Annotated in this window: 15 protein-coding genes; 9 read left to right on the forward strand and 6 right to left on the reverse strand. The window is 74.2% G+C overall.

Going from position 1 to position 19741, the window contains the following annotated elements; genetic code table 11:
- Nucleotides 1-104: 104 nt before the first annotated feature.
- Complete coding sequence (locus tag ACWDD9_RS26710) at nucleotides 105-569, reverse strand: MarR family winged helix-turn-helix transcriptional regulator (RefSeq protein ID WP_387969176.1); 465 nt, start codon at nucleotides 567-569, stop codon at nucleotides 105-107.
- Between the two features lie 125 nt (nucleotides 570-694).
- Between ACWDD9_RS26710 and ACWDD9_RS26715 the strand changes: the two genes are divergently transcribed.
- The gene (locus ACWDD9_RS26715) at nucleotides 695-2203 is read left to right on the forward strand and encodes an alpha/beta hydrolase (RefSeq protein WP_449812872.1); all 1509 of its coding nucleotides are present in this window, start codon (nucleotides 695-697) and stop codon (nucleotides 2201-2203) included.
- A 10-nt stretch (nucleotides 2204-2213) separates the two neighbouring features.
- On the opposite strand, the gene ACWDD9_RS26720 is transcribed toward ACWDD9_RS26715, so the two are convergent.
- On the reverse strand, nucleotides 2214-3398 hold the full coding sequence (locus ACWDD9_RS26720) for a helix-turn-helix domain-containing protein (RefSeq protein ID WP_449812873.1): 1185 nt from the start codon (nucleotides 3396-3398) through the stop codon (nucleotides 2214-2216).
- Nucleotides 3399-3489: 91 nt separating this feature from the next.
- Here ACWDD9_RS26720 and ACWDD9_RS26725 point away from each other — a divergent pair, with 91 nt between their 5' ends.
- Entirely contained in the window at nucleotides 3490-3651 is a 162-nt protein-coding gene (locus tag ACWDD9_RS26725) for a hypothetical protein (RefSeq protein WP_159028502.1), read from the forward strand.
- 92 nt (nucleotides 3652-3743) lie between these two features.
- The gene (locus tag ACWDD9_RS26730) at nucleotides 3744-4322 is read left to right on the forward strand and encodes a DUF6368 family protein (RefSeq protein ID WP_380744522.1); all 579 of its coding nucleotides are present in this window, start codon (nucleotides 3744-3746) and stop codon (nucleotides 4320-4322) included.
- 174 nt (nucleotides 4323-4496) lie between these two features.
- On the opposite strand, the gene ACWDD9_RS26735 is transcribed toward ACWDD9_RS26730, so the two are convergent.
- The gene (locus tag ACWDD9_RS26735; protein WP_449812874.1) at nucleotides 4497-5378 is read right to left on the reverse strand and encodes a LysR family transcriptional regulator; all 882 of its coding nucleotides are present in this window, start codon (nucleotides 5376-5378) and stop codon (nucleotides 4497-4499) included.
- 71 nt (nucleotides 5379-5449) lie between these two features.
- Between ACWDD9_RS26735 and ACWDD9_RS26740 the strand changes: the two genes are divergently transcribed.
- Nucleotides 5450-6253: an NAD(P)-dependent oxidoreductase gene (locus tag ACWDD9_RS26740; protein ID WP_449812875.1), complete on the forward strand. Its 804-nt coding sequence runs from the start codon at nucleotides 5450-5452 to the stop codon at nucleotides 6251-6253.
- 60 nt (nucleotides 6254-6313) lie between these two features.
- Here ACWDD9_RS26740 and ACWDD9_RS26745 read toward each other — a convergent pair whose 3' ends face one another.
- Nucleotides 6314-9667 (reverse strand): ALF repeat-containing protein, encoded by a 3354-nt coding sequence (locus tag ACWDD9_RS26745; RefSeq protein WP_449812876.1) that lies wholly within the window; start codon nucleotides 9665-9667, stop codon nucleotides 6314-6316.
- A 450-nt stretch (nucleotides 9668-10117) separates the two neighbouring features.
- On the opposite strand from ACWDD9_RS26745, the gene ACWDD9_RS26750 reads away from it, so the two are divergent.
- The 4 genes from ACWDD9_RS26750 (at nucleotide 10118) to ACWDD9_RS26765 (ending at nucleotide 15561) form a co-directional block, all read left to right on the forward strand.
- Nucleotides 10118-10654, forward strand: a complete 537-nt coding sequence (locus ACWDD9_RS26750) for a hypothetical protein (RefSeq protein WP_449812877.1) — start codon at nucleotides 10118-10120, stop codon at nucleotides 10652-10654.
- Between the two features lie 68 nt (nucleotides 10655-10722).
- Nucleotides 10723-12546 (forward strand): trypsin-like serine protease, encoded by a 1824-nt coding sequence (locus tag ACWDD9_RS26755; RefSeq protein ID WP_449812878.1) that lies wholly within the window; start codon nucleotides 10723-10725, stop codon nucleotides 12544-12546.
- Between the two features lie 89 nt (nucleotides 12547-12635).
- Entirely contained in the window at nucleotides 12636-13817 is a 1182-nt protein-coding gene (locus ACWDD9_RS26760; protein WP_449812879.1) for an RICIN domain-containing protein, read from the forward strand.
- 91 nt (nucleotides 13818-13908) lie between these two features.
- Nucleotides 13909-15561 carry a trypsin-like serine protease gene (locus ACWDD9_RS26765; RefSeq protein WP_449812880.1) on the forward strand — a complete coding sequence of 551 codons (1653 nt, stop codon included), beginning with the start codon at nucleotides 13909-13911 and terminating at the stop codon, nucleotides 15559-15561.
- A gap of 26 nt (nucleotides 15562-15587) precedes the next feature.
- Here the strand turns inward: ACWDD9_RS26765 and ACWDD9_RS26770 are convergent, their stop codons facing one another.
- On the reverse strand, nucleotides 15588-16271 hold the full coding sequence (locus ACWDD9_RS26770) for a hypothetical protein (RefSeq protein WP_449812881.1): 684 nt from the start codon (nucleotides 16269-16271) through the stop codon (nucleotides 15588-15590).
- Nucleotides 16272-16471: 200 nt separating this feature from the next.
- Between ACWDD9_RS26770 and ACWDD9_RS26775 the strand changes: the two genes are divergently transcribed.
- Nucleotides 16472-17290 (forward strand): BPL-N domain-containing protein, encoded by an 819-nt coding sequence (locus ACWDD9_RS26775; RefSeq protein WP_449812882.1) that lies wholly within the window; start codon nucleotides 16472-16474, stop codon nucleotides 17288-17290.
- 109 nt (nucleotides 17291-17399) lie between these two features.
- Here the strand turns inward: ACWDD9_RS26775 and ACWDD9_RS26780 are convergent, their stop codons facing one another.
- On the reverse strand, nucleotides 17400-19607 hold the full coding sequence (locus ACWDD9_RS26780; protein ID WP_449812883.1) for an MMPL family transporter: 2208 nt from the start codon (nucleotides 19605-19607) through the stop codon (nucleotides 17400-17402).
- Between the last annotated feature and the right edge of the window lie 134 nt (nucleotides 19608-19741).

Consider the following 19741-nt stretch of genomic DNA (forward strand, 5'->3'; position numbering starts at 1 on the left):
CAACCTATGGCCGGAAAGACCCACGATCAGGTGGCAATCAGCGACCGTTTCCATGGGTCAATTTCCTTCCCTCTGCCCCACCGCCCCGTGCCGCCCGGGCGCCGTCAGTCGGGGAGGTTCCCGTTGCCGCCCAGGTTCGCCACCATCCGGCGCAGCACGTTGATCGTGGTCACGAACTCCTCGGTGCCGATGCCCTCGTGGGCGCGTTCGCTGACCGCCAGGTTGCGCTCGCGGGCGCGCAGGCGGCCGGCCTCGCCCTCCTCGGTCAGGGTGAACGCCCCGTCGGCGTCCTCGGTCAGCCAGCCGCGGGCGATCAGGTCGTCGAAGACGGCGTCGAAGGCGGTGCCCTGGTCGTCGTACGGGGCGAGCCGCTCGGCCAGGGTCGTGCGGGTCCACCCGCCGGGCCGGCCGGCGGCGTGGTTGAGCGTCCACCAGTGCGGCTGGGTGAGGCCTTCCACCGCGAGCTGCACGCGCAGGCCGTCCACCACCAGGCGGCGGAAGAGCTCGCCGGTCCACGCCCCGATGGGCTGGGCGGCGATGATCTGCGGTTCGTAGGTCTTGATCGTCATGTCCGGTACTCCTTCACCTGGTCGTCAGGACACGACCGACCGTAGGACCTCAAGCCGCCTTGAGGTCAAGGCAGTTCCGGGACCCGGAGCTCTGCGATGGTCAACTCCCTTCTAGGGTGGCCCACATGAAGACCGCACCGGCGCTCGCCGCCGCCCTCGCCCTGTCCGCGGCCGCCGTACTCGGCGCGGCCGCCCCCGCCTCCCCCGCGTCCTCGGCCTCCCCCGCCGCCGACCCGCTGGAGCGCTTCCACCGCCAGCCGCTCGCCTGGTCCCCCTGCCAGGAACCGCAGTTGGCGGCCGCCGGCGCCGAGTGCGCGGCCCTGACCGTCCCGCTGGACTACCGCGAGCCGCGGGGCCGCACCCTCTCCCTGGCCGTCTCCCGGATCCGCTCCGCCGACCCCGCCAAACGGCGCGGGATACTCCAGACCAACCCCGGCGGGCCCGGCGAGCGCGGGCTGGACATGCCGGCCGCGCTGCGGGAGCAGCTGGCGCCCGGGACGGCGGCGGCCTACGACCACGTCGGCATGGACCCGCGCGGGGTCGGCGCCGGCGGCCCGGACTGCGGCCTCACGCGCGGCACCTGGCTGCGCTCGACCGGCACCGGCCAGGCCGGCTTCGAGCAGGCCTGGCGCCTGGCCAAGGCCGACGCGGACGCCTGCTGGAGCAAGTACCCGGACCTGCTGCCCCACCTGACCACCCGCAACACCGCCCGGGACGTCGACGTGCTGCGCGCCGCGCTGGGCGAGCAGCGGACCTCCTTCTTCGGGCAGTCCTACGGCGCGATGCTGGGCGCGGTGTACGCGCAGCTGTTCCCCCGGCGCGTCGACCGGCTGGTGCTGGACAGCGCCCTCGACCCGGCGCGGTACGGCATCGGGGCGTTCCAGGACATGGGCGGCGCCAACGAGCGCGCCCTCGACGACTTCGCCGCCTGGGCCGCGCCGCGCGACGCCGCCCACCACCTGGGCGCCACCCCGGCGGCGGTGCGGTCCACCGTCGAGGGCCTGGTCCGCCGGGCCGAGGCGACGCCGATCGCCGTCGACGGCTACCGGCTCGACGGCGCCCTGCTGCCGGTCCTGCTCGCGGTCTTCCAGAGCGACGACCGCGACAGCGCCGAATACGCGGACGCGCTGCGTCAGTTGCTGGACGCCGCCGACGGCCGGCCGGTACAGGCGGGCCCGGCCCTGCACCAACTGCTGACCATGCTCCTCGCCCCGGGCCCGGAGGCCGGCACCGGCCTGTCGTCCACGGTCGCCATCGTGTGCGACGACGTGGCGATGCCCCGCTCGGCCGCGTGGTACCGCGACGCCGTCGAACGCTCCCGCGCCGCCGAGCCGGTCTTCGGCCCGGTCTACAACGGCCCCGTCCCGTGCGCCTCCTGGCGCGGCGCCCCGCTGGAACCGCCGGTCGAGGTCCGCAACGCCGTCCCCGCCCTCCAGCTCCACGCCACCGGCGACACCCACGCCCCCTACCAGGGCGCCCTCGCCCTCCATACCCGCCTGCCCGGCTCCCGCCTGGTCACCGTCCCCGGCCGCGTCCACACCCTCACCCTCAACGGCTACAGCCCGTGCGCGAACGCGGCGGTGGACACCTACCTGTCGACGGGGGCGCTGCCGGCAGCGGACACCGTCTGCTGAGGAAGGGCGGCTACGGACTGGTCGCCCTCCACTCGTTCAGGGCGGCCAGTCCTTTCCGGAGGTCCTCGGCCCACACGTCGTCGATGTCCTCCGGGACCGCTCGCCGCTCCGCGACCATGGCCTTCCGCAGCGCCTGGTCCAGCTCGGAACTTCCATGTTCCACACAGGCCTTGTGAATCCGCACCAGGTGCTCGACCGGCGCGAACGAAGCCACCGCCGTCAGTACATCCGACCGCGCCTTGCTCTCGCGGCCCTCGCCGGAGAGCCAGTGGAAGAGGTCGACAGGCTTTCGCAACCGGGCAAGCGCTCGTTCGACACCGGTGCTGTCGTAGACGCGGCGCATGGCCTCGAACTCGGCGACGAGACGCATGACGTCCCGCACGGAGTAGCCGCACGCGATACGCTCGATGAGGCGGTCCGCGGCCGCGTCCTCGTCGGCGTCCCGCAGGCAGACGACCGCCGCACGGATCCCCGTCAGACCACCCGGGCCGCCCATCTCCCACAGCACCAGTTCGGTGTCTGTTGCGGACATGAGCTGGTCGAGGGCCGCGACATCCCTCTCACGGAGCCTGAGCACGGCCCCCGCCTGCCGGATCTGGTTCTCCAGCTGGGCGATGCGGTCCAGCGCCGCGTCCCGTTCCCCGGTCAGCATGCGGGCCTCCTCCCGGCTGCGGATGCCGAGGTTCTCCAACGCGGCCTCTGCGTCCTTCCGCCGCTTGCGCTCGTCTTCGAGCTCGTTCCGGAGGTCGGCCAGCTCCTGGACCGTCCGGGCACGGTGGCGACAGAGGTCCTCGTGGGCCGTGGCAAGCTCGAACTCCCGGGCCTGGAGCGGACTGCGGACGCGCGCCGCCGCGTACATGGCCGACCGGGTCCGCGCAAGCTCGTCGGCGTCGACCGGTACACCTTCGCGCTCGGCCACCAGAAGGTGGAGCCGGGCCGCGATCTCCCGGCGGGGCACCTCCCGGCCGTTGAGGAACTTCGACAGCCGAGTGCTGTCGATGCTGATCCCGTCCCCGCTCAGCCGGTCGGCCAACTCCTCCGAGGTAAGGCCGATCCGCTCTCGCAACTCGCGCAGGCGCTCCGCACAGAGCCGCTCCGGCTCCGACAGCCGCTCGTCCAGCGGGGCCAGCCCCCTCCGCACGGGCACCCCGTGCCGGTCTCCGTGTTGCGCCGTCGGCAAGTTGCGCTCTCCCACCGCAAGTTCCGGTTGCGACCTGACGCAACCACCGTGCAGACCATTGTGATGGGCGCTGTACCGAGAAGTCGTCCCATCCACGGAGATCCCCATGCGCCGACAGCAGCGTTCCCGTCCCCCTCGCCCGTTCCTGGAGTTCCGCGTCGGCGGCTTCCGCCTGACCCTGCAGTCCCGGCCCCGCCACCCGGCCGTGCTGCTCCTCGGCGGCCCGGCCGTCAGCGCCCTGACCGCCGTCCTCGCCGCGCGCCGTTAGGACGTGTCGCGTCAACGATCACGCATGTGCCTCCAGGAGCTGGTAGAACCGGGGCTGCCCGTGGCACCGGACCACGCGCGTCTGGAGGCATCGTGTCGGGACCGGCAGTCGGGCTGTGGCTCTTCGAACCTTGCTCCTTCGGGGACGTCCTGGCCGGAGTGGTCCCGTGGTTGGAGACCTTCTGCGAGCCGGTCAGGACCGAGGCCGGTGGCGATCTGGCCTTCCGGGTACGGGAGGCTTCGCCCTTGGGGCTGCGGGACTTTGATCCGGTCGGCGTCGGCGGCTTCGTCCTGTCGGAGGACGAGTACCTGCCGACGGACGACGAGGACTACTCGGCCTTCCTGACGCCCCCGGTGCAGGGGCTGGTCCTGTGCGCCGACTGCTCCGGGCCGGAGAACCATCTGCTGCTCGGCCACCTCGCCCTCGCCATGGCCCGCCGTTTCGGCGCGCTGGTCGACTTCGACGGCGTCCTCGGCTGTCCCACTCCGCGTGATGGGACGCGCGGCGACGCGGACCTCGCCAGGGCGAAGGCACTGGTGGCATCCCTACCGGGGAAGGTGGCAGAGGTCTCCTACGACACGGGCGGCGCCGGCCGCTGGTTCCGGCATGTCGGTGACGTGGAGTTCCTGGCCGCCTGGCTTCGGCATCCGGACTTCCACCTGGTCAAGTAGCGGGCCCGGCCCCTCTTGGGCGTCGGACCAGGTCGTGGCGTCCCGCGGCCACAGCACCGGTGACCGATCAGCGCGCCGGCACGGTGGCGGTCGGCCGGCACCGCCGTACTCCGGCAGCAACGTCGCTGTTCGCGCCCAGGCCGTTGCCGGGCCGGCCGTCCTCGCCGCGCGCCGCTAGCCGGCGCCCTCGCGCAGGAGGGCCGCGAAGGCCTCGGCCGCCGGGGGCACCTGCCGGCCGCGCCGCGTGACTGTGTAGACCTGGCGGACCGGGGTGTCGTCGGGGTGCAGGGGGATGAGGGCGATGCCGGGGCGGGTGACGCGGGCGGCGAGGGAGGGGATGAGGGTGGCGCCCAACCCGGCGGCCACCAGGCCGAGTTTGGCGGTCCAGGCGGCGACGGTGTACTCGATGCGGGGCTGGAAGCCGCTGCGGACGCAGGCGGCGAGGAGGGTGGATTCGGCGTGGCGGCGGGCGGCGATCCAGGGTTCGTCGGCGAGTTCGGCCAGGCGCAGGCGGCGGCGTCTGGCGAGGCGGTGGCCGCGCGGGAGGGCGACGAGCACCGGGTCGTCCATGAGCGGCCGGAAGTCGAACTGGTCGCCGGTGTCGGCTGGTTCGGTGTACGAGGCGACCAGGGCGAGGTCGATCGCCCCTTCGGCGAGCAGGTCCAGCAGGTGCGCCGCCAGTCCCTCGGTGAGGCTGATCGCCACGTCCGGGTGCGCGGCGCGGAAGGCGGCGAGGGCGCCGGGGACGAGGGCGGCGTTGGCGCTGTCGAAGGCGCCGACCCGCAGGCGTCCGGCGGTGAGTTCGGTGAGGGCGACGAGGTCGCGCCGGGTGGTGTCGAGCCGTTCCAGCATCGCCTCGGCGTGTGGCAGCAGCGCCCGGCCGTGCTCGGTGAGCCGCACCCCGCGTGCCAGCCGGTCGAACAGCGGTGTGCCCAACTCGGCTTCCAGGGTGGCGATCTGGCGGGAGATCGCGGACTGGGTGAAGCCCAGCCGCTCGCCGGCGGCGGTGAAGGAGCCCAGGTGGGCGACGGTGCGGAAGACGTCCAGCCAAGCCATGTCCATTCCGCATGACTACCATGCGGGACATTCGCTTGTCGCCTGGCTTGCGGCTGCCTAGCGTGGCGGCCATGGAGAAGATCGCTTTTCTGGGACTGGGCCGGATGGGCCTGCCGATGGCCCGCCGACTCGCCGCCGCCGGTTACCCGTTGACCGTCTGGAACCGCTCCCCCGGCCGCGCCGGTGACCTCACCGGGGCCGGGGCCACCGAGGCCGCCACTCCGGCGGAGGCCGTGCGCGGCGCGGACGTCGTCGTCACCATGCTGTCCGACCCGGTGGCCGTCGCCGAGCTGGCCGGACGGTTCACGGCCGACCTCGCGCCGGGCACCCTGTGGATCGACATGTCCTCGATCGGTCCGCGCACCACCGCCGCCCTGCGCGCCGAACTGCCGGACGGCGTCGCCCTGGTGGACGCCCCGGTGATGGGCAGCACGGGCCCTGCGGCGAGCGGCGACCTGACGGTCTTCGCGGGCGGCGAGGACGCCGACCTGGACCGCGCGCAGCCGGTCCTGGAGCACCTGGGCCGGGTACGGCGCTGCGGCGGCCCGGGCGCGGGCGCGGCGCTGAAGGTGGTGGTGATCGGCGCGATCGTCGCCTCCGTCACCGTCCTGGGCGAAGTCCTGGCGGTGGCCGAGGAGTTGGGCGTGCCGCAGGAGCAGGCGCGGGAGGTGCTGTCGGCCGGGCCGCTCGCGGGGGTGGCGGCCCGGGCGTTCGGCACGGGGTCGGACTTCCCGGTCCGGCTGGCCGCCAAGGACCTCGCCCTGGCGGGCGGCGGCCCGGTGCTGGCGGCGGCCCGCGAGGTGCTGCTGGCGCACCCGGAGATCGCCGAGCAGGACCTGTCGGCGGTGCCGGGGGCGCTGCGGCGCGGCCGGTAGGGCGGCGCCGGGGCGCGCGGCCGCGTGCGGCGGCGGCCGGAGCCACCGCCGCACGGGCGCTCAGAAGTGCGGCCAGCCGGGGAGCCGCTCCCAGGGATCCGAGGCGACGAGGTTCATGACAGCCGATCCTGTCCCGATGACGAATTGGGCTCCCTTGTCCGCCACTTTAGGCCCCAGTTTCGCGAACTTCTCGACCACTTTGCCCTGTGTGGCGATGACGGTGTTGAGCCCGAAATAGGCGAGGGAGGACTGGAACGGCTTGCTGGTCCAGCCGTACCCGATCCCGGTCAGCAGGACACTCACCCCGCCGGTGGCGAACGACGCCAGGGAGAGGACGGGGGAGATCTCAAAGGCCGGAGTGACCAGGACCGCCGCCGACGCAGCCCCCAACCAGGTACTCAGGTCGCCGGTGTACTGGGCGTACTCGCGGATCATGATCTCGAGTGCGCCGTCCATGCCGCCGGGGCTGGAGCCGCCGGGGCCCAGAAGCGGCCGGACGCTGTCATTACCCGGGTTGTCGGCGGGATTGACGTGGTTCGCGGCGTTCTGCCGGGCCTGCTCCGCCGCCTTGGCCGCTTCCGCTGCCTGCTCCTGCGCCCGCTTCTGGACCGCGATGCTCCCGGCCTCGTTGGCGGCCTGGGCGGCCTCCTCCTGGCTCTTGCCGGCGGCCAGCGCCGAGGCCCTGGCCTCGGCGGCCGACGCGGCGGCGCCGGCCGCCGAGGCGACCGCGCTGTGGGCCGATGCTGCGGCCTGGTTCGCGGAGTAGTTGGCCTGCCGGCTCGCCAGCCTCGCTGTGGCCGAGGCGGTCTTCGCCTGCTGGGCGGAGGCCGCCGCCGCGTTGGCGGAGGCCGTGGCCTCGGCGGCCCTGTTGCGTGCCTCGTCCGCGTAGCCCTTGGCCTGGGAGGCCGACGTGCGGGCCCGGTCGGCCCACTGGCCGGCCTCCGCGGCCGCCGAACGGGCCTGGGCCGCGACCGCGGACGCCTCGGCCGCGTTCTGGTTGGCCTGCGCCGCGATCTGGGCGGCGCTCGCGATCAACGCCCGGACCGCCGCCACGTGGGTGGCGGTGTCCTGGTCCTTCTGGGCCGCCCGGTGCTGGCCCCAGACGACGTAGTCGCTCTGCATCGAGTCCGGCCCGGACAGGACGACCTGCCCGAGGGCCGCCACGACGGGGCCGCCGCGTCCCATGATGGTGGCCGCGGACACCTGGTCGTCCTCGGCCTTGGCCAGGAAGTAGCCGGTGGCCAGGAAGTCGGTCAGGGCCTTCGGTGACGGGTCGCTCAGGGCCTTGTTCCCGGCGGCGGTGACCGCCTTGCCGGCGTTGTTCATCAGCCTGAGGATCCGGATCCGGTTGTCGTCGGCCTGGACGTCGTAGAGCCCCTGGGTGAGGAAGGCCTGGATCTGTGCCGGGCTGTCGGCGGCCAGCGCCCGCTGCGCCGCCTCCGCCAGGCCGGGGCCGCCGAGGGTGGAGAACAGCAGCGCCTTCTCCCGGTCGTCCTGCCGCAGGGCCTTCGGGTACTGCGCCACCGCCCAGTCGATCACCTCCCGGTCGGTACCGGAGAGCGCGCTCTGGGCGGCTCGGCTGGTCCACGCGCCACTGCTGGCCAGCAGGTTGACGGCGGCCCTGCGGCCGGCGGCGACCGCGGTCGCGGTGTCGACCGCCGGGTCGGCGGCCTTCGCGACCAGTTGCCTGGTGGTCTCGTCGACGGCTGCAGCCTGGGTCATGGCGGTCTCCCGCGACCGTGCCGCCTCCTGGCCGTCCTTGCGGAGCTCGGTGGCCTCGTCGATACCCAGTTTGGTATCGGCCGCGAGGTCCTCCTGCTCGCTCTCCCGGGCGAGGGCCTCGACGCCCTGCGCCACTGTCACCGCGTTCGCGGCCGTCTGGGCGGCGGCCACGGCCGCGTTGGCGTGCTCGGTGGCCTTGTTCGCCCAGTCCTGGGCGTTGCCCGCCTGGTTGGCGGCCTCGTCCGCCGCCTTCGCGGCGTTCTCCGCGTGGGTGGCGGCCCCGTTGGCGGCCGCCTGGGCGTCCTTCGCGGCCGAAGCCGCCCGGGAGGCCAGCGCGTTGGCCCGCTTCGAGGCCGCGTCCGCGGCGGCGGACGCGCTGCGGGCGACGGCGGCCGCCTCCGACGCCCGCCGGGACTGCGCCGTGGCCTGGCCGGCGGACACCCCGGCCGAACTCGCCGCGTCCGCGGCGTCCGCCGCGTTGCGCGCAGCGCTGGCCGCGGAGCTCGCGGAGAGCCCGGCCTGCGCGCCCGAGACGGCCGCGCTCGCGGCGGCGTCCGCGGCGCTGCGGGCTCCCGCCGCCGCGTCCCGGGCGGCCTGCGCCGCGTTGCGGGCGGCCTGCGCCTGGCCGGCGTCCTGGCGGGCCGCCGAGGCGGCCTGGTAGGCGCGCGTGGCGGCCTGGCCGGCGGCCGCCGCGGCGCTGGCCGCGCCGCGGGCCGCGTTCGCCGCCGTCCGGGCCGCGGCCACCGCCGTACTGGAGGCCTGGATCGCGGTCCGCGCGGCGTTGGCCGCGCCTTGTGCCGCCTCGGCCGCGCGGTTCGCGGCCTGCCCCGCCTTCACGAGGTCGTTCTTGGCCGCCTCGGCTTCCTTGGCGGCCTTCTGCGCGGCCTCCTTGGCCAGCCGGGAGGCCTCCTGCGCGCGCTCACCCGCCGTCTTGGCCGCGTCGGTCTCGGCCTTGGCGCGCTTGCCGGCCTCCGTCGCGGCCTCGACCAGCTGGCTGATCGTCAGGGTCTCCTGGTCACGGGCGCGGGCCAGCTCCAGCCCGTTCTCCAGGAAGTCCGCGATGTCGTCGGCGGTTCCGCTCAGGGCCCGCTGCGCGAGCTTCTGCACCTCGGGGCCGCCGGTCGCCATGACCTTGGCGACCTGGACCTGGTCGTCCTCCTCGCGGGCCCGGGCGAGACCCGTGCCGAGGAAGTCCGTCAGCGCCTTGGCGGAACCGTCGTTGAGCGCCTTCTGCGCCGCCTCCTGGACCGCGCGGCCGCCCGTGTTGGTGGTGGCGACGGTCGCCACCGTCTGGTCCTCCTTCAGGGGGGCCTGGTAGCCGGTCAGCACGAACTGGTGCAGCTGCTCGTCCGTACCGCTCAGCGCCTGCTGGGCGGCGGCCCGCACCCCGGCACCGGAGAAGGAGAGCATCTTCAGGACCGCGAAGCGCTCGTCCTCGGCGGTCGCCCGCCGCAGGCCGGTGGCCAGGAAGTCGCCGATCTGGGCATCGCCGCCGACCAGCGCGGCGGCCGCGGCGTCCCTGACCGCCGACCCGCCGGCCATCCACGCCTCGACCACCTGGGCACGCGCGCCCGCAGGCAGCGGCGCCGGTCCGGGATCGGCGGGGACCGCCGCCGCCACCGTCGTGCCGAAGACCGCCATGGCCAGCGACAGCGCCGTCACCGCGGTCAGCCGGGCGCGCCGGAGGCGCATAGGCGGGGACATGGTCCCGGATAATTTATCGACCATTTCTCCTCAATTCCTTGAGTGCTTTTCGACTGGAATTCGAAGCCTTTTCGGAACCGTCTACAACAACCTGTCGAACTGTCGCACAGGTCGTGAACCCACGGGCCCGATACTGAATTCACGAGCCATGCCACGGATCGAGCACGCCGGGCCGTCGAGCTGAAGAAGTAGCTGGTCAGAGACGTTTCAAGAGGGTCATGCGGCCGAGCTTGCGGATTCCGAAGGGGATCGCCGCAGGCCACTCCGCCCGCAATATTGGCTCGAACCCGACCCTTTTACGGAATTCGGCGACCGTGATACCAATAGGCCTCCGATCCGATGGCGAAGCGCCCCGCGCAGGCCCGGGTCGATGCGTCGTTTACTTCGATCACACCATTCCCTTGCCTGTGCAATTCCGTACAAGGAGGCCCCACCAGCATGAAGCCCTTGATTCGCTGCCTGACCGTCGGCGCCGTCGCCGGTGCCGTCGCCCTGACGGGTCTGACCACGGTCGGTGCCGCCCCCGTGCCCGCCGGAACCGCGAGCACCGCCGGGGCCGCCGCTGCGGACGACACCCCGCCTCCGGCCGTCGAGGACTTCGCCTACCCGAACGCCGACAAGATCTTCCAGGAGCGCGGCATCAGGTTGAAGAGCGGCGACGGCCACATCCTGCTCGTCACCTGCGACGGCCGGCCCGGCCTGATCCAGGTGCGCGCTCGGGGCAACGCGGTCACGGACCCGGTCGGCAACGGCCAGTTCTGCTTCCAGGTCAGCGGCCCGACCGGCCGACTGAGCCTTGAGATCCCCTCCGTCTTCATGGTCATGGGCAACGACTACGCCGTACGCCTCGACATGCGGACGGGCACCGAGAACAAGTCCTTCGACGTGAAGAAGAACATCTGGACGTCGGTCGGCGAGAGCACGGACCCGCAGGGGCGCCTGTTCAGCCTGCTGGAGATCACCGCCACAGCGTGACCCCCGGTCCGCGCTTCCCCGGCGCTACCGCCACCGCCACCGCCCGGCAGACGAAGGAAAGCCACCTCATGGTTCGCTCACGCCCACGCACCGCATGGACGACCGCGACGCTCACCGCCGCCGCCCTCGCCGCCACCCTCCTGACCGGCACGCCCGCCCCCGCCGTCAGCGGCGACACCGCGCCCGCCGGCTCCTACGCCTTCACCGCCAAACTGGACATCGGCAACGGCCAACGCGCCTGCACCGGCGCCCTGGTCGACCCGTACTGGATCGTCACCGCCGCCTCCTGCTTCGCCGACAACCCCGCCCAACCGACAACCGTCCCCGCCGGCCCGCCGGCCCTCAAAACCACCGCCACCATCGGCCGCACCGACCTCACCACCACCACGACCGGCCAGGTCCGCGACATCGCCGAGCTCGTCCCCCGCACCGACCGCGACCTCGTCCTGGCCCGGCTCGCCACCCCCGTCACCGACATCACCCCGCTCGCCGTGGCCACTACCGCACCCGCCGCCGGTGAGGACCTGCTGGTGACGGGCTACGGCCGCACCAAGGCCGAGTGGGTGCCCGACAAGCTCCACAGCGCCGCCTTCACCGTCGGCGCCGTCGACCCGACCGGTCTCGCCATCGCCGCCAAGGCCCCCGCGGACGCCGCCGTCTGCAAGGGCGACACCGGCGGCCCCGCCCTGCGCAAGCTCGGCGACCACTACGAACTCGCCGCCCTCAACAGCCGCTCCTGGCAGAACGGTTGCCTCGGTGCCGCCCCGACCACGCACACCGGCGCGTACGAGACCCGCACCGACGACCTCGGGGGCTGGATCCAGCAGGCCGTCTCCGCCTGGTCCACCGTGGTCGCCGCCCGTTCCGGGGGCCGCAGCACCGTCTACAACCCGGACACCAGGACCGCCGAGACCTTCGCCCTGCGCAGCGACGGCGCCATGATCCACGCCTACAACACCAACGGCGAGGGCTGGTCCGGCTGGTACGTCCTCGGCGACGGCGCGCGGTTCACCGGTTCCCCGGCCGTCGTCCACAACCCGGTCACCAACACCCTCGACGTGTTCGCCACCGGCACCGACGGGTCCATCTACCGGGCGACGTGGAGCCGAGCCACCGGCTGGGGACCGTGGACCATGACCGCCGACTGGAAGTTCCGCGGCTCCCCCACCACCGTCTACAACCCGGACACCCGGACCGCCGAGGTCTTCGCCCTGCGCACCGACGGCGTCATGGCCCACCTCTACAACACCGACGGGGCGGGCTGGCACGGCTGGTTCACCCTCAACCCCGGAGGCGCCTTCGTCGGCGTACCGGCCGTCCTCCACAACCCGGTCACCAACACCCTCGACGTGTTCGCCACCGGCACCGACGGGTCCATCTACCGGGCGACGTGGAACCGGGCCGGCGGCTGGACACCGTGGATCATGACCGGCACCTGGAAGTTCCGCGGCGTCCCCACCACCGTCTACAACCCCGACACCCGGACCGCCGAGGTCTTCGCCCTGACCACCGACGGCACCATGGCCCACCTCTACAACACCAACGGCGAGGGCTGGTCCGGCTGGTACGTGATCGGCCCCAGCGACTGGAAGTTCGCCGGCACCCCCGCCGTCCTCCACAACCCGCTCGCCAACACCCTCGACCTGTTCGCCACCGGCACCGACGCCTCCATGTACCGGGCGACGTGGAGCCGCGCCGGCGGCTGGTCGGCCTGGACCATGACCGGCAGCTGGAAGTTCGGCGGCTCCCCCGCCGCGGTCTACAACCCGGACACCCGGACCGCCGAGGTCTTCGGCCAGGGCACCGACGGCGTCATGGCCCATGCCACCAAGGCCGGCGACGGGGCCTGGTCCGGCTGGTCCATCGTCGGCCAGATCCCCACGACGGGCTGACCGCACCGACTCGTACCGACCCCGGCGAACGCCCGGTACGGCGGCCCCGCCCGGCGGACCGTCGCCCGCTGACCCGAAGAGGAATCCCCATGCCCCGCAAGACCCCGTCCCGCTCCTGGCGGACCGGCGTACTCGCCGCGGCCACCGCCGCCGGCGTACTGGGCACCTGCACCCCGGCCGGCGCCGTGGTCGGCGACGCCGCGCCCGCCGGCTCCTACGCCTTCACCGCCAAGCTGGACATCGGCGACGGCAAGCGCTCCTGCACCGGCGCCCTGGTCGATCCGTTCTGGGTCGTCACCGCCGCCGCCTGCTTCGCCGACGACCCCGCCCGGCCGACGACCGTCCCGGCCGGCCCGCCCGCGCTCCGAACGACCGTCACCGTCGGCCGCACCGACCTCGGCACCACGGCGGGCCAGGTCCGGGACGTCGTCGACCTGGTCCCCCGCGCCGACCGCGACCTGGTCATGCTGCGCCTGGTCAACCCGGTCATCGACGTCGACCCGCTCGCCGTGGCCACCACCGCCCCCACCCCGGGCGAGGAGCTGCTGGTGACGGGCTACGGCCGCAACAAGGCCGACTGGGTGCCCGACAAGCTCCACAGCGCCGCCTTCACCGTCGGCACCGTCCATCCGACCGGCCTCGCCATCGCCGCCAAAACCCCCGCCGACGCCGCCGTCTGCAAGGGCGACACCGGCGGCCCCGCCCTGCGCAAGGTCGGCGACCACTACGAACTCGCCGCCCTCAACAGCCGCTCCTGGCAGAACGGTTGCCTCGGCGCCGCCCCGACCACGCACACCGGCGCGTACGAGACCCGCACCGACGACCTCGGAAGCTGGATCCAGCAGACCGCCGCCCTCGACTGGACGACCCCGCTCGTCAACACCAACAGCGGCAAGTGCCTGGAGATCGACGACTCCCTCCTGACCGACGGCGCCCGCGCCCAGCAGTGGACCTGCCACAGCCTGCCCACCGCCCGCTGGATCCTCCACTGGGCCGACGACGCCTGGGAGGTGCGCAACGCCAACAGCGGCAAAGCCCTGGAGATCGAGAACTCCCTCACGGCCGAGGGCGCCCCCGCCCAGCAGTGGACCTTCCACAGCCTCCCCACCCAGAAGTGGGACCTCGTCAAGGCCGCCGGCGGCTACGCCCTCAGGAACCGCAACAGCGGCAAGTGCCTGGAGATCGACGACTCGCTCACGACCGACGGCGCCCGCGCCCAGCAGTGGACCTTCTACGACCTCCCCACCCAGAAGTGGGCCTTCTCGTACTGACCCCCGGGAACGACCCGGAACCTGCGCCCAGAACCCGAGCCCGGAACCCGGAAGCGACCCGGGCCCGGAACCGACCCGAAGAGGAATCCCCATGCCCCGCACGACCCCGTCCCGCTCCTGGCGCACCGGCGTACTCGCCGCGGCCACCGCCGCCGGCGTGCTGGGCACCTGCGCGCCGGCCGGCGCCGTGGTCGGCGACGCCGCCGCCGACGGCTCCTACGCCTACACCGCCCGCCTGGCGATCGGCGACGGCCTGCGCACCTGCACCGGAGCCCTGGTGGACCGCAACTGGGTGCTCACCGCGGCCTCCTGCTTCGCCGACGACCCGGCGCAGCCGCAGGCCCCGGCCGCCGGTGCGCCGAAGTGGAAGACCACCGCCACCGTCGGCCGCACCGACCTGACCACCTCCGGCGGCAAGACGTCCGAGGTCTCCGAGCTGGTGCCGTACCAGGGCCGTGACCTGGTCATGGCCCGCCTCGCGACGCCCGTCGACGGCATTGCCCCGATCGCGGTCGCCTCCACCGCCCCCGCCGCCGGGCAGCCGCTGCGGGTGCCCGGGTACGGGCGCACCAGGGACGAGTGGGCGCCGCTGAAGCTGCACACCGGCGCGTTCTCGCTCGACACGGTGAGCGCGACGGGCCTCGGCGTCACCGGCACGGGCGGCGCGGCGGTCTGCAAGGGCGACACCGGCGCCCCGGTGGTCCGCGAGACGGGCGGCAGGGCCGAGCTGGTCGCCGTCGCCTCCCGCTCCTGGCAGGGCGGCTGCCTGGGCGCCCCCGCCGGCGAGACCCGCACCGGCGCGTACGGCGCCCGGGTCGACGACGTCTCCGGCTGGGTCCAGCAGGTGCGGGCCAGGTCCTGGGGCTGGAAGACCCGGGCCCTGGTGCGCGGCGACGCCGACCTGTACCTCACGACCCGTCTCTACGACGGTTCGTGGACGCCGTACGAGGACGTCCAGGCGGCGGCCGGGAACATCGGCGGTGTGCGCGCCGTCTCCTCGGTCGGCATCGACGGCGACACCCACGTCCTCGCGCTCGGCGGTGACGGGCACCTGCACTACGCCGTCCACAACCTGGACGGCGGCTGGGGCCAGAAGTTCGTCGACCTCAACACCACCGTCGCCGACCTCGGCGGCATCACCCAGGTCTCCATCGCCAACGTGGACGGCGCCCTGCACATCGTCGTCGTGGCGAACGGGCGGCTCCTGCACAGCAGCCGCCCCGCGAACGGCCGGTGGAGCGTCTTCGGGGTGGTCACCGACGAGACCGGGCCGCTCACCGGCATCACGTCGATCGCCACCGCCGGCGTCCGCGGCGGGGAGCTGCACATCGCCGCCGTGTCCGGGGGGAAGGTCTCCCACACCCGTCGCTTCGCCTCCGGGGCCTGGTCCTCCTGGACGTCGGTCGCCGGGGCGGCCGGGGCCACCGCGCCGGTGACCGGCGTCGCCGTCACCCCGCAGGACAGGGACCTCGACGTCGCCGTCGTCACGAGCGGCGGGCAGTACCACACCGTGCGCTACGCGAACGGAAGTTGGCGGCCGTTCGACTCCCTCGCCGGCGCCGCCGGGACCAGCGTCAGCGCCGCGCCCGTCGACACCGACGCCCGGTTCGCCGTCGCCACCGCCGACAACAGGGTGCTGCTGACCTCCCGTCACGGCGACGGCACCTGGACCGCCCCGGAGTACCTCGACCTCACCGCCGTGCCCGGCAACCACACCGGCACCTCGATCAGCGCCTCCCTCTGATCACCGCACCCGTCCGGCGGGTGTGCTCAGAGCAGCGCCAGCACCACCGCGAGGGCGGCGGCGGCCAGCCAGGCCGCCGCCGCCACGGCCATCGCCAGGCCCCACGGCCAGTGCTGGGACAGCATCAGCGCGCCGCCGAACCCGGTGGCGAGGAACAGCGAGATCGCGGTTCCCAGCGGGACCCGCCAGTCGCCCTCGCTCTGGAACGTCCCGGTCAGGCCGCGGACCAGCAGCGTCGTGCCCGCGCCGACCAGCAGCGCGACCCCGGTCATGGCGAGCCACGGGGTGCTCGGCGGCTCGGTTCGGCGGCCCTGGTAGGCGATGTCGGCGACCCGGCCGTGCCAGAACCTCAGCTCGACCACGGAGCCGACGTCCACGGCGTCGTAGAACGACTCCCTGACCGGGTAGGTGTCGCTCGGCCCGTTCTCCCGCGCCACCGCGATCCCGTACGAGGTCGAGTCGTTGCCCGGGTCCGCCCACTTCCTCGTCACCCGGCCGCTCTCCGAGCGCAGGCAGTCCTCCTGCGGCCCGGTGGCCCGGGCCCCGCAGGCGGGTGCGTCGAGGTAGGCGCCGCGGGCGTCGTACGCGGCGTCGAACCGGACGAAGCCAAAGGCCACAACCGCCAGTCCCAGCAGGGCGAGCAGGCCGCGCAGCAGCAGCGCGCCGGCCGCCCGGCCGCGCCCGCCCCGCAGGCCGTCCGTCTTCCCCATGGGTCCCCTCCCGCCCGTCGGACCTGGTCATTGTGCCCTCGGGACGGCGCGGGGGCCATCGGTGTCTCCGCACCCCCGCGCGTCAATCCCGGCCACGCGGGTTCGCCCGATCGGGGGGCGCGCGCCCGGTGCGCGCCCGGCGGGCCGTAGCGTCGTCACGGCGGACGGCGAGGGGCGGCCGCGCGGGGCCTTCGGGAGGGGTGGCGGGAGTGCGGGTCGGGCGGGTGCTGGGACTGGTGGCGGCGGCGGTGCTGGTGACGGCGGGGTGCGGCGGCGAGCCGGCGGAGAGGTCCCTGCCGCAACGGGGCGAGGAGCGGCCGACGGCGCTGGTGTACCGGGGGCCGGCCGCCTGCGACGGGTGCCCGGAGGCGGCGCGGGGGCTGCTGGAGCGGGCCGGGTTCGCGGTGCGGTTCATCGGACCCGAGGAGCGGGTGCGGTTCGGCCCGGCGGCGCTGGCCGACGCGGCGGTGTACGTGCAGCCGGGCGGCACCAACGGGCAGGAGGTGGGCACCGCGTGGGACCTGCTGGCCCGCGACCCGGGCTTCTCCCCGGACCTGGTGCGCGCCTACGTGCGCGGCGGCGGCCGCTACCTGGGGCTGTGCATGGGCGGCTACCTGGCCGGCGACCCCGGCTTCGACCTCCTGCCCGGCGACTCCGGCGAGTACATCCGCTCCCCGGACGCCACCGTCACCGACGAACAGGACGGCCTGGTCGACGTCCTGTGGCGCGGCCGCCCGCAGCGGATGTACTTCCAGGACGGCCCGTACTTCGACGTCGACGGCCCGGGCACGGACGTCCTCGCCCGCTACCCCAACGGCCGCACCGCCGCCGCCGTCGCCCCGTACGGCCGGGGCCGGGTCGCGGTCAGCGGCCCGCACCCGGAGGCCCCGGCCGACTGGTACGGCGACTACGGGCTGCCCGACCACTCCGCCACCGGCCTCACCCTCGGCGAGGACCTGCTCCACACCCTGACCGCCCCCACCCCGACCGCCGGCCCCACGCCCACGCCCACACCCTGAGCCTGACGCCGGACCGGCGGTGCGAAGCGGGTACCCGGTGGCCGCAACGGTCGGCCCCTGCCCCCGGCGGGTCGCCGGAGGCAGGGGCCGCGCGGGGACGGGCGGGCCGTCAGCCGTGCGAGAAGGTGATCCGCGGCAGTACCCGCTCCAGCAGGCGGGGGGTGTGCCAGGCGGCGTGCCCGGTCAGGCGCAGCAGGACGGGGAGCAGGACGAGGCGGACCAGGGCGGCGTCGAGGAGGACGGCGGTGCCGAGGACGATGCCCATCTCCTTGGGCGGGAGCGGGCCGGACAGGGCGAAGGTGAAGAACACCGCGACCATGACGCCGGCGGCGGCGAAGACGACCCGGCCGGAGTGGGCCAGGGCTCCGGTCATGGCGGCCTTGGGGTCGCCGGTGCGTTCGTAGTGCTCCTTGGCGGAGGCGAGGAGGAAGACGGTGTAGTCCATCGCGATGGCGAAGATCATCGCGAAGAAGAACACCGGTGCCCAGCCGTCCAGGAAGCCCTGCGGGGTGAAGCCCAGCAGGCCGGCCCCGTGACCGTCCTGGAAGACCAGGCGGGCGACGCCGAAGGCGGCTCCGGTGGACAGCAGGCTGGCGGCGGTGCCGAGGGCGGCGATCAGCGGGGCGCGCAGGGCGGCGAGCAGCAGCAGGAAGCCGAGGGCCATGACGACGCCGATGACCAGCGGGGTCTTCTCGGTGAGCAGGTGCTGCAGGTCGAGGTTCTCGACGGCGGCGCCGCCGACCATGGTGTCGGCGGGCAGTTCGGCGCGCAGGGTGTGGACGGTGCCGGAGAGGTCGGGGCTGGAGGGGTCGACGGTGGGCACGGCCTGGATCATCGACCAGCCGGAGCCGTCGGCGGCGGCCTGGGCGGGCATGGCGGCGGCGATGCCGGGGGTGGTGGCGACCCGGGCGGCGACCTCGGCGGCGCGGTCGGTGGGGGTGAGGATCTGCAGGGTGCCGGGGGCGCCGGGGCCGAAGGCCTGCTGGACGGCGGTGTAGCCGGCGCGGGCGCTGGCGTCCTCGGGCAGGACGGTGATGGACGGCATCGCGGTGCGCAGTCCGATGACGGGGGCGGCGAGGGCGATCAGTGCGGCGAGGGCGAGGGCGCCGTAGCGCAGCGGGTGCTTCCAGAGGCGTTCGCCCCAGGCGGCGAAGCGCGGGGAGGCGGGTGGGGTGGACTTGGTCCAGGGCAGGGAGAGGGCGTCGACGCGGTGGCCGAGGCGGCCGAGGACGGCGGGCAGCAGGGTGAGGGTGGCGGCGAGGACGAACAGGACGGCGAGCATGATGCCGCCGGCCATCGAGCGGAACGCCGGGGAGGGGACGAGCATCACGGCGGAGAGGCTGACCAGGACGGTGGCGCCGGAGAGCAGGACGGCCTTGCCGGCGGTGTCCATGGTCTCGGCGACGGCGCGCACGGCTCCCTCGTCGGCGCGGCGGGCGGCGCGGCCGTCGGCCCGGCGGGCGGCGCGGAAGCGCATGACGAGGAAGAGCGCGTAGTCGATCCCGAGGGCCAGGGCGAACATCATGGCGAAGTTCATCGCCCAGACGGACACCGGGAAGAGGTGGCTGATCAGGACGAGGGAGCCGGCCGAGGCGGCGAGGCCGGCCATGGTGAGCAGCAGGGGCAGTCCGGCGGCGACGAGGGAGCCGAAGGCGAGCACCAGGATGGCGAGGGTGACCGGCCAGGACATGACCTCGGACTTCATCATGGCGTCGTGGTTGGCCTTGTTGAAGTCGCTCCACAGGACGGAGGCGCCGGTGGCGTGGACGCTGACGCCGTCCGTGGACAGGGCGCCGAGCGGTCCCTTGAGGTCGTCGGCGGCGCGGACCATGTCGTCGGGCGAGGCGGCGGCGCCGGCGAGCAGGACGGCGGTGCGGCCGTCGGGGCTGATGGTGGCGCCGGGCTGGGGCGTGACGACGGTGGACACCCGCGGGTCGGCGGCGGCGAGGTCGTGCGCCTCGGTGATCACCTTCTGGACGGCCGGGTCGGTGACGGGGCGGTCGGCGGCGACGACGATCTGGATCGCGGAGGAGGCGTTGCCGGCGAAGTGCCGCTCGGCGAGTTCGCGGACCTGGACGGACTGGGAGCCGTCGGCCTGCCAGCCGGCGCCGGACAGCGCGCTGGTGACCTTGGGGGCGAAGGCGCCGAGGCCGATGACGACGATCAGCCAGCCGACCAGGACGGCCTTGAAGTGCCGGGTGGACCACACCCCGAGGCGGCCGAGCGGCCCGGGTCGGCCGTTCTCGGGGGCGCCGCCGCTGCCGGGGGCGTCGGGGGGCGGGGCGGCGGGCCGTACGGCTTCGGCGGGGCGGTTCACGTGGTGCTCCGTTCTCGGGCGCCGGGGAAGTCCGGAGGCCCGAAAAAATACGGGTGGGGGTATCTCGACCAGCGACAACAGCACCCGTCCCGCCTTTCATTCCGCCCCGGCCGCCCCTACCCCGACGACCTCGG

Source organism: Kitasatospora sp. NPDC001119 (assembly GCF_053598475.1).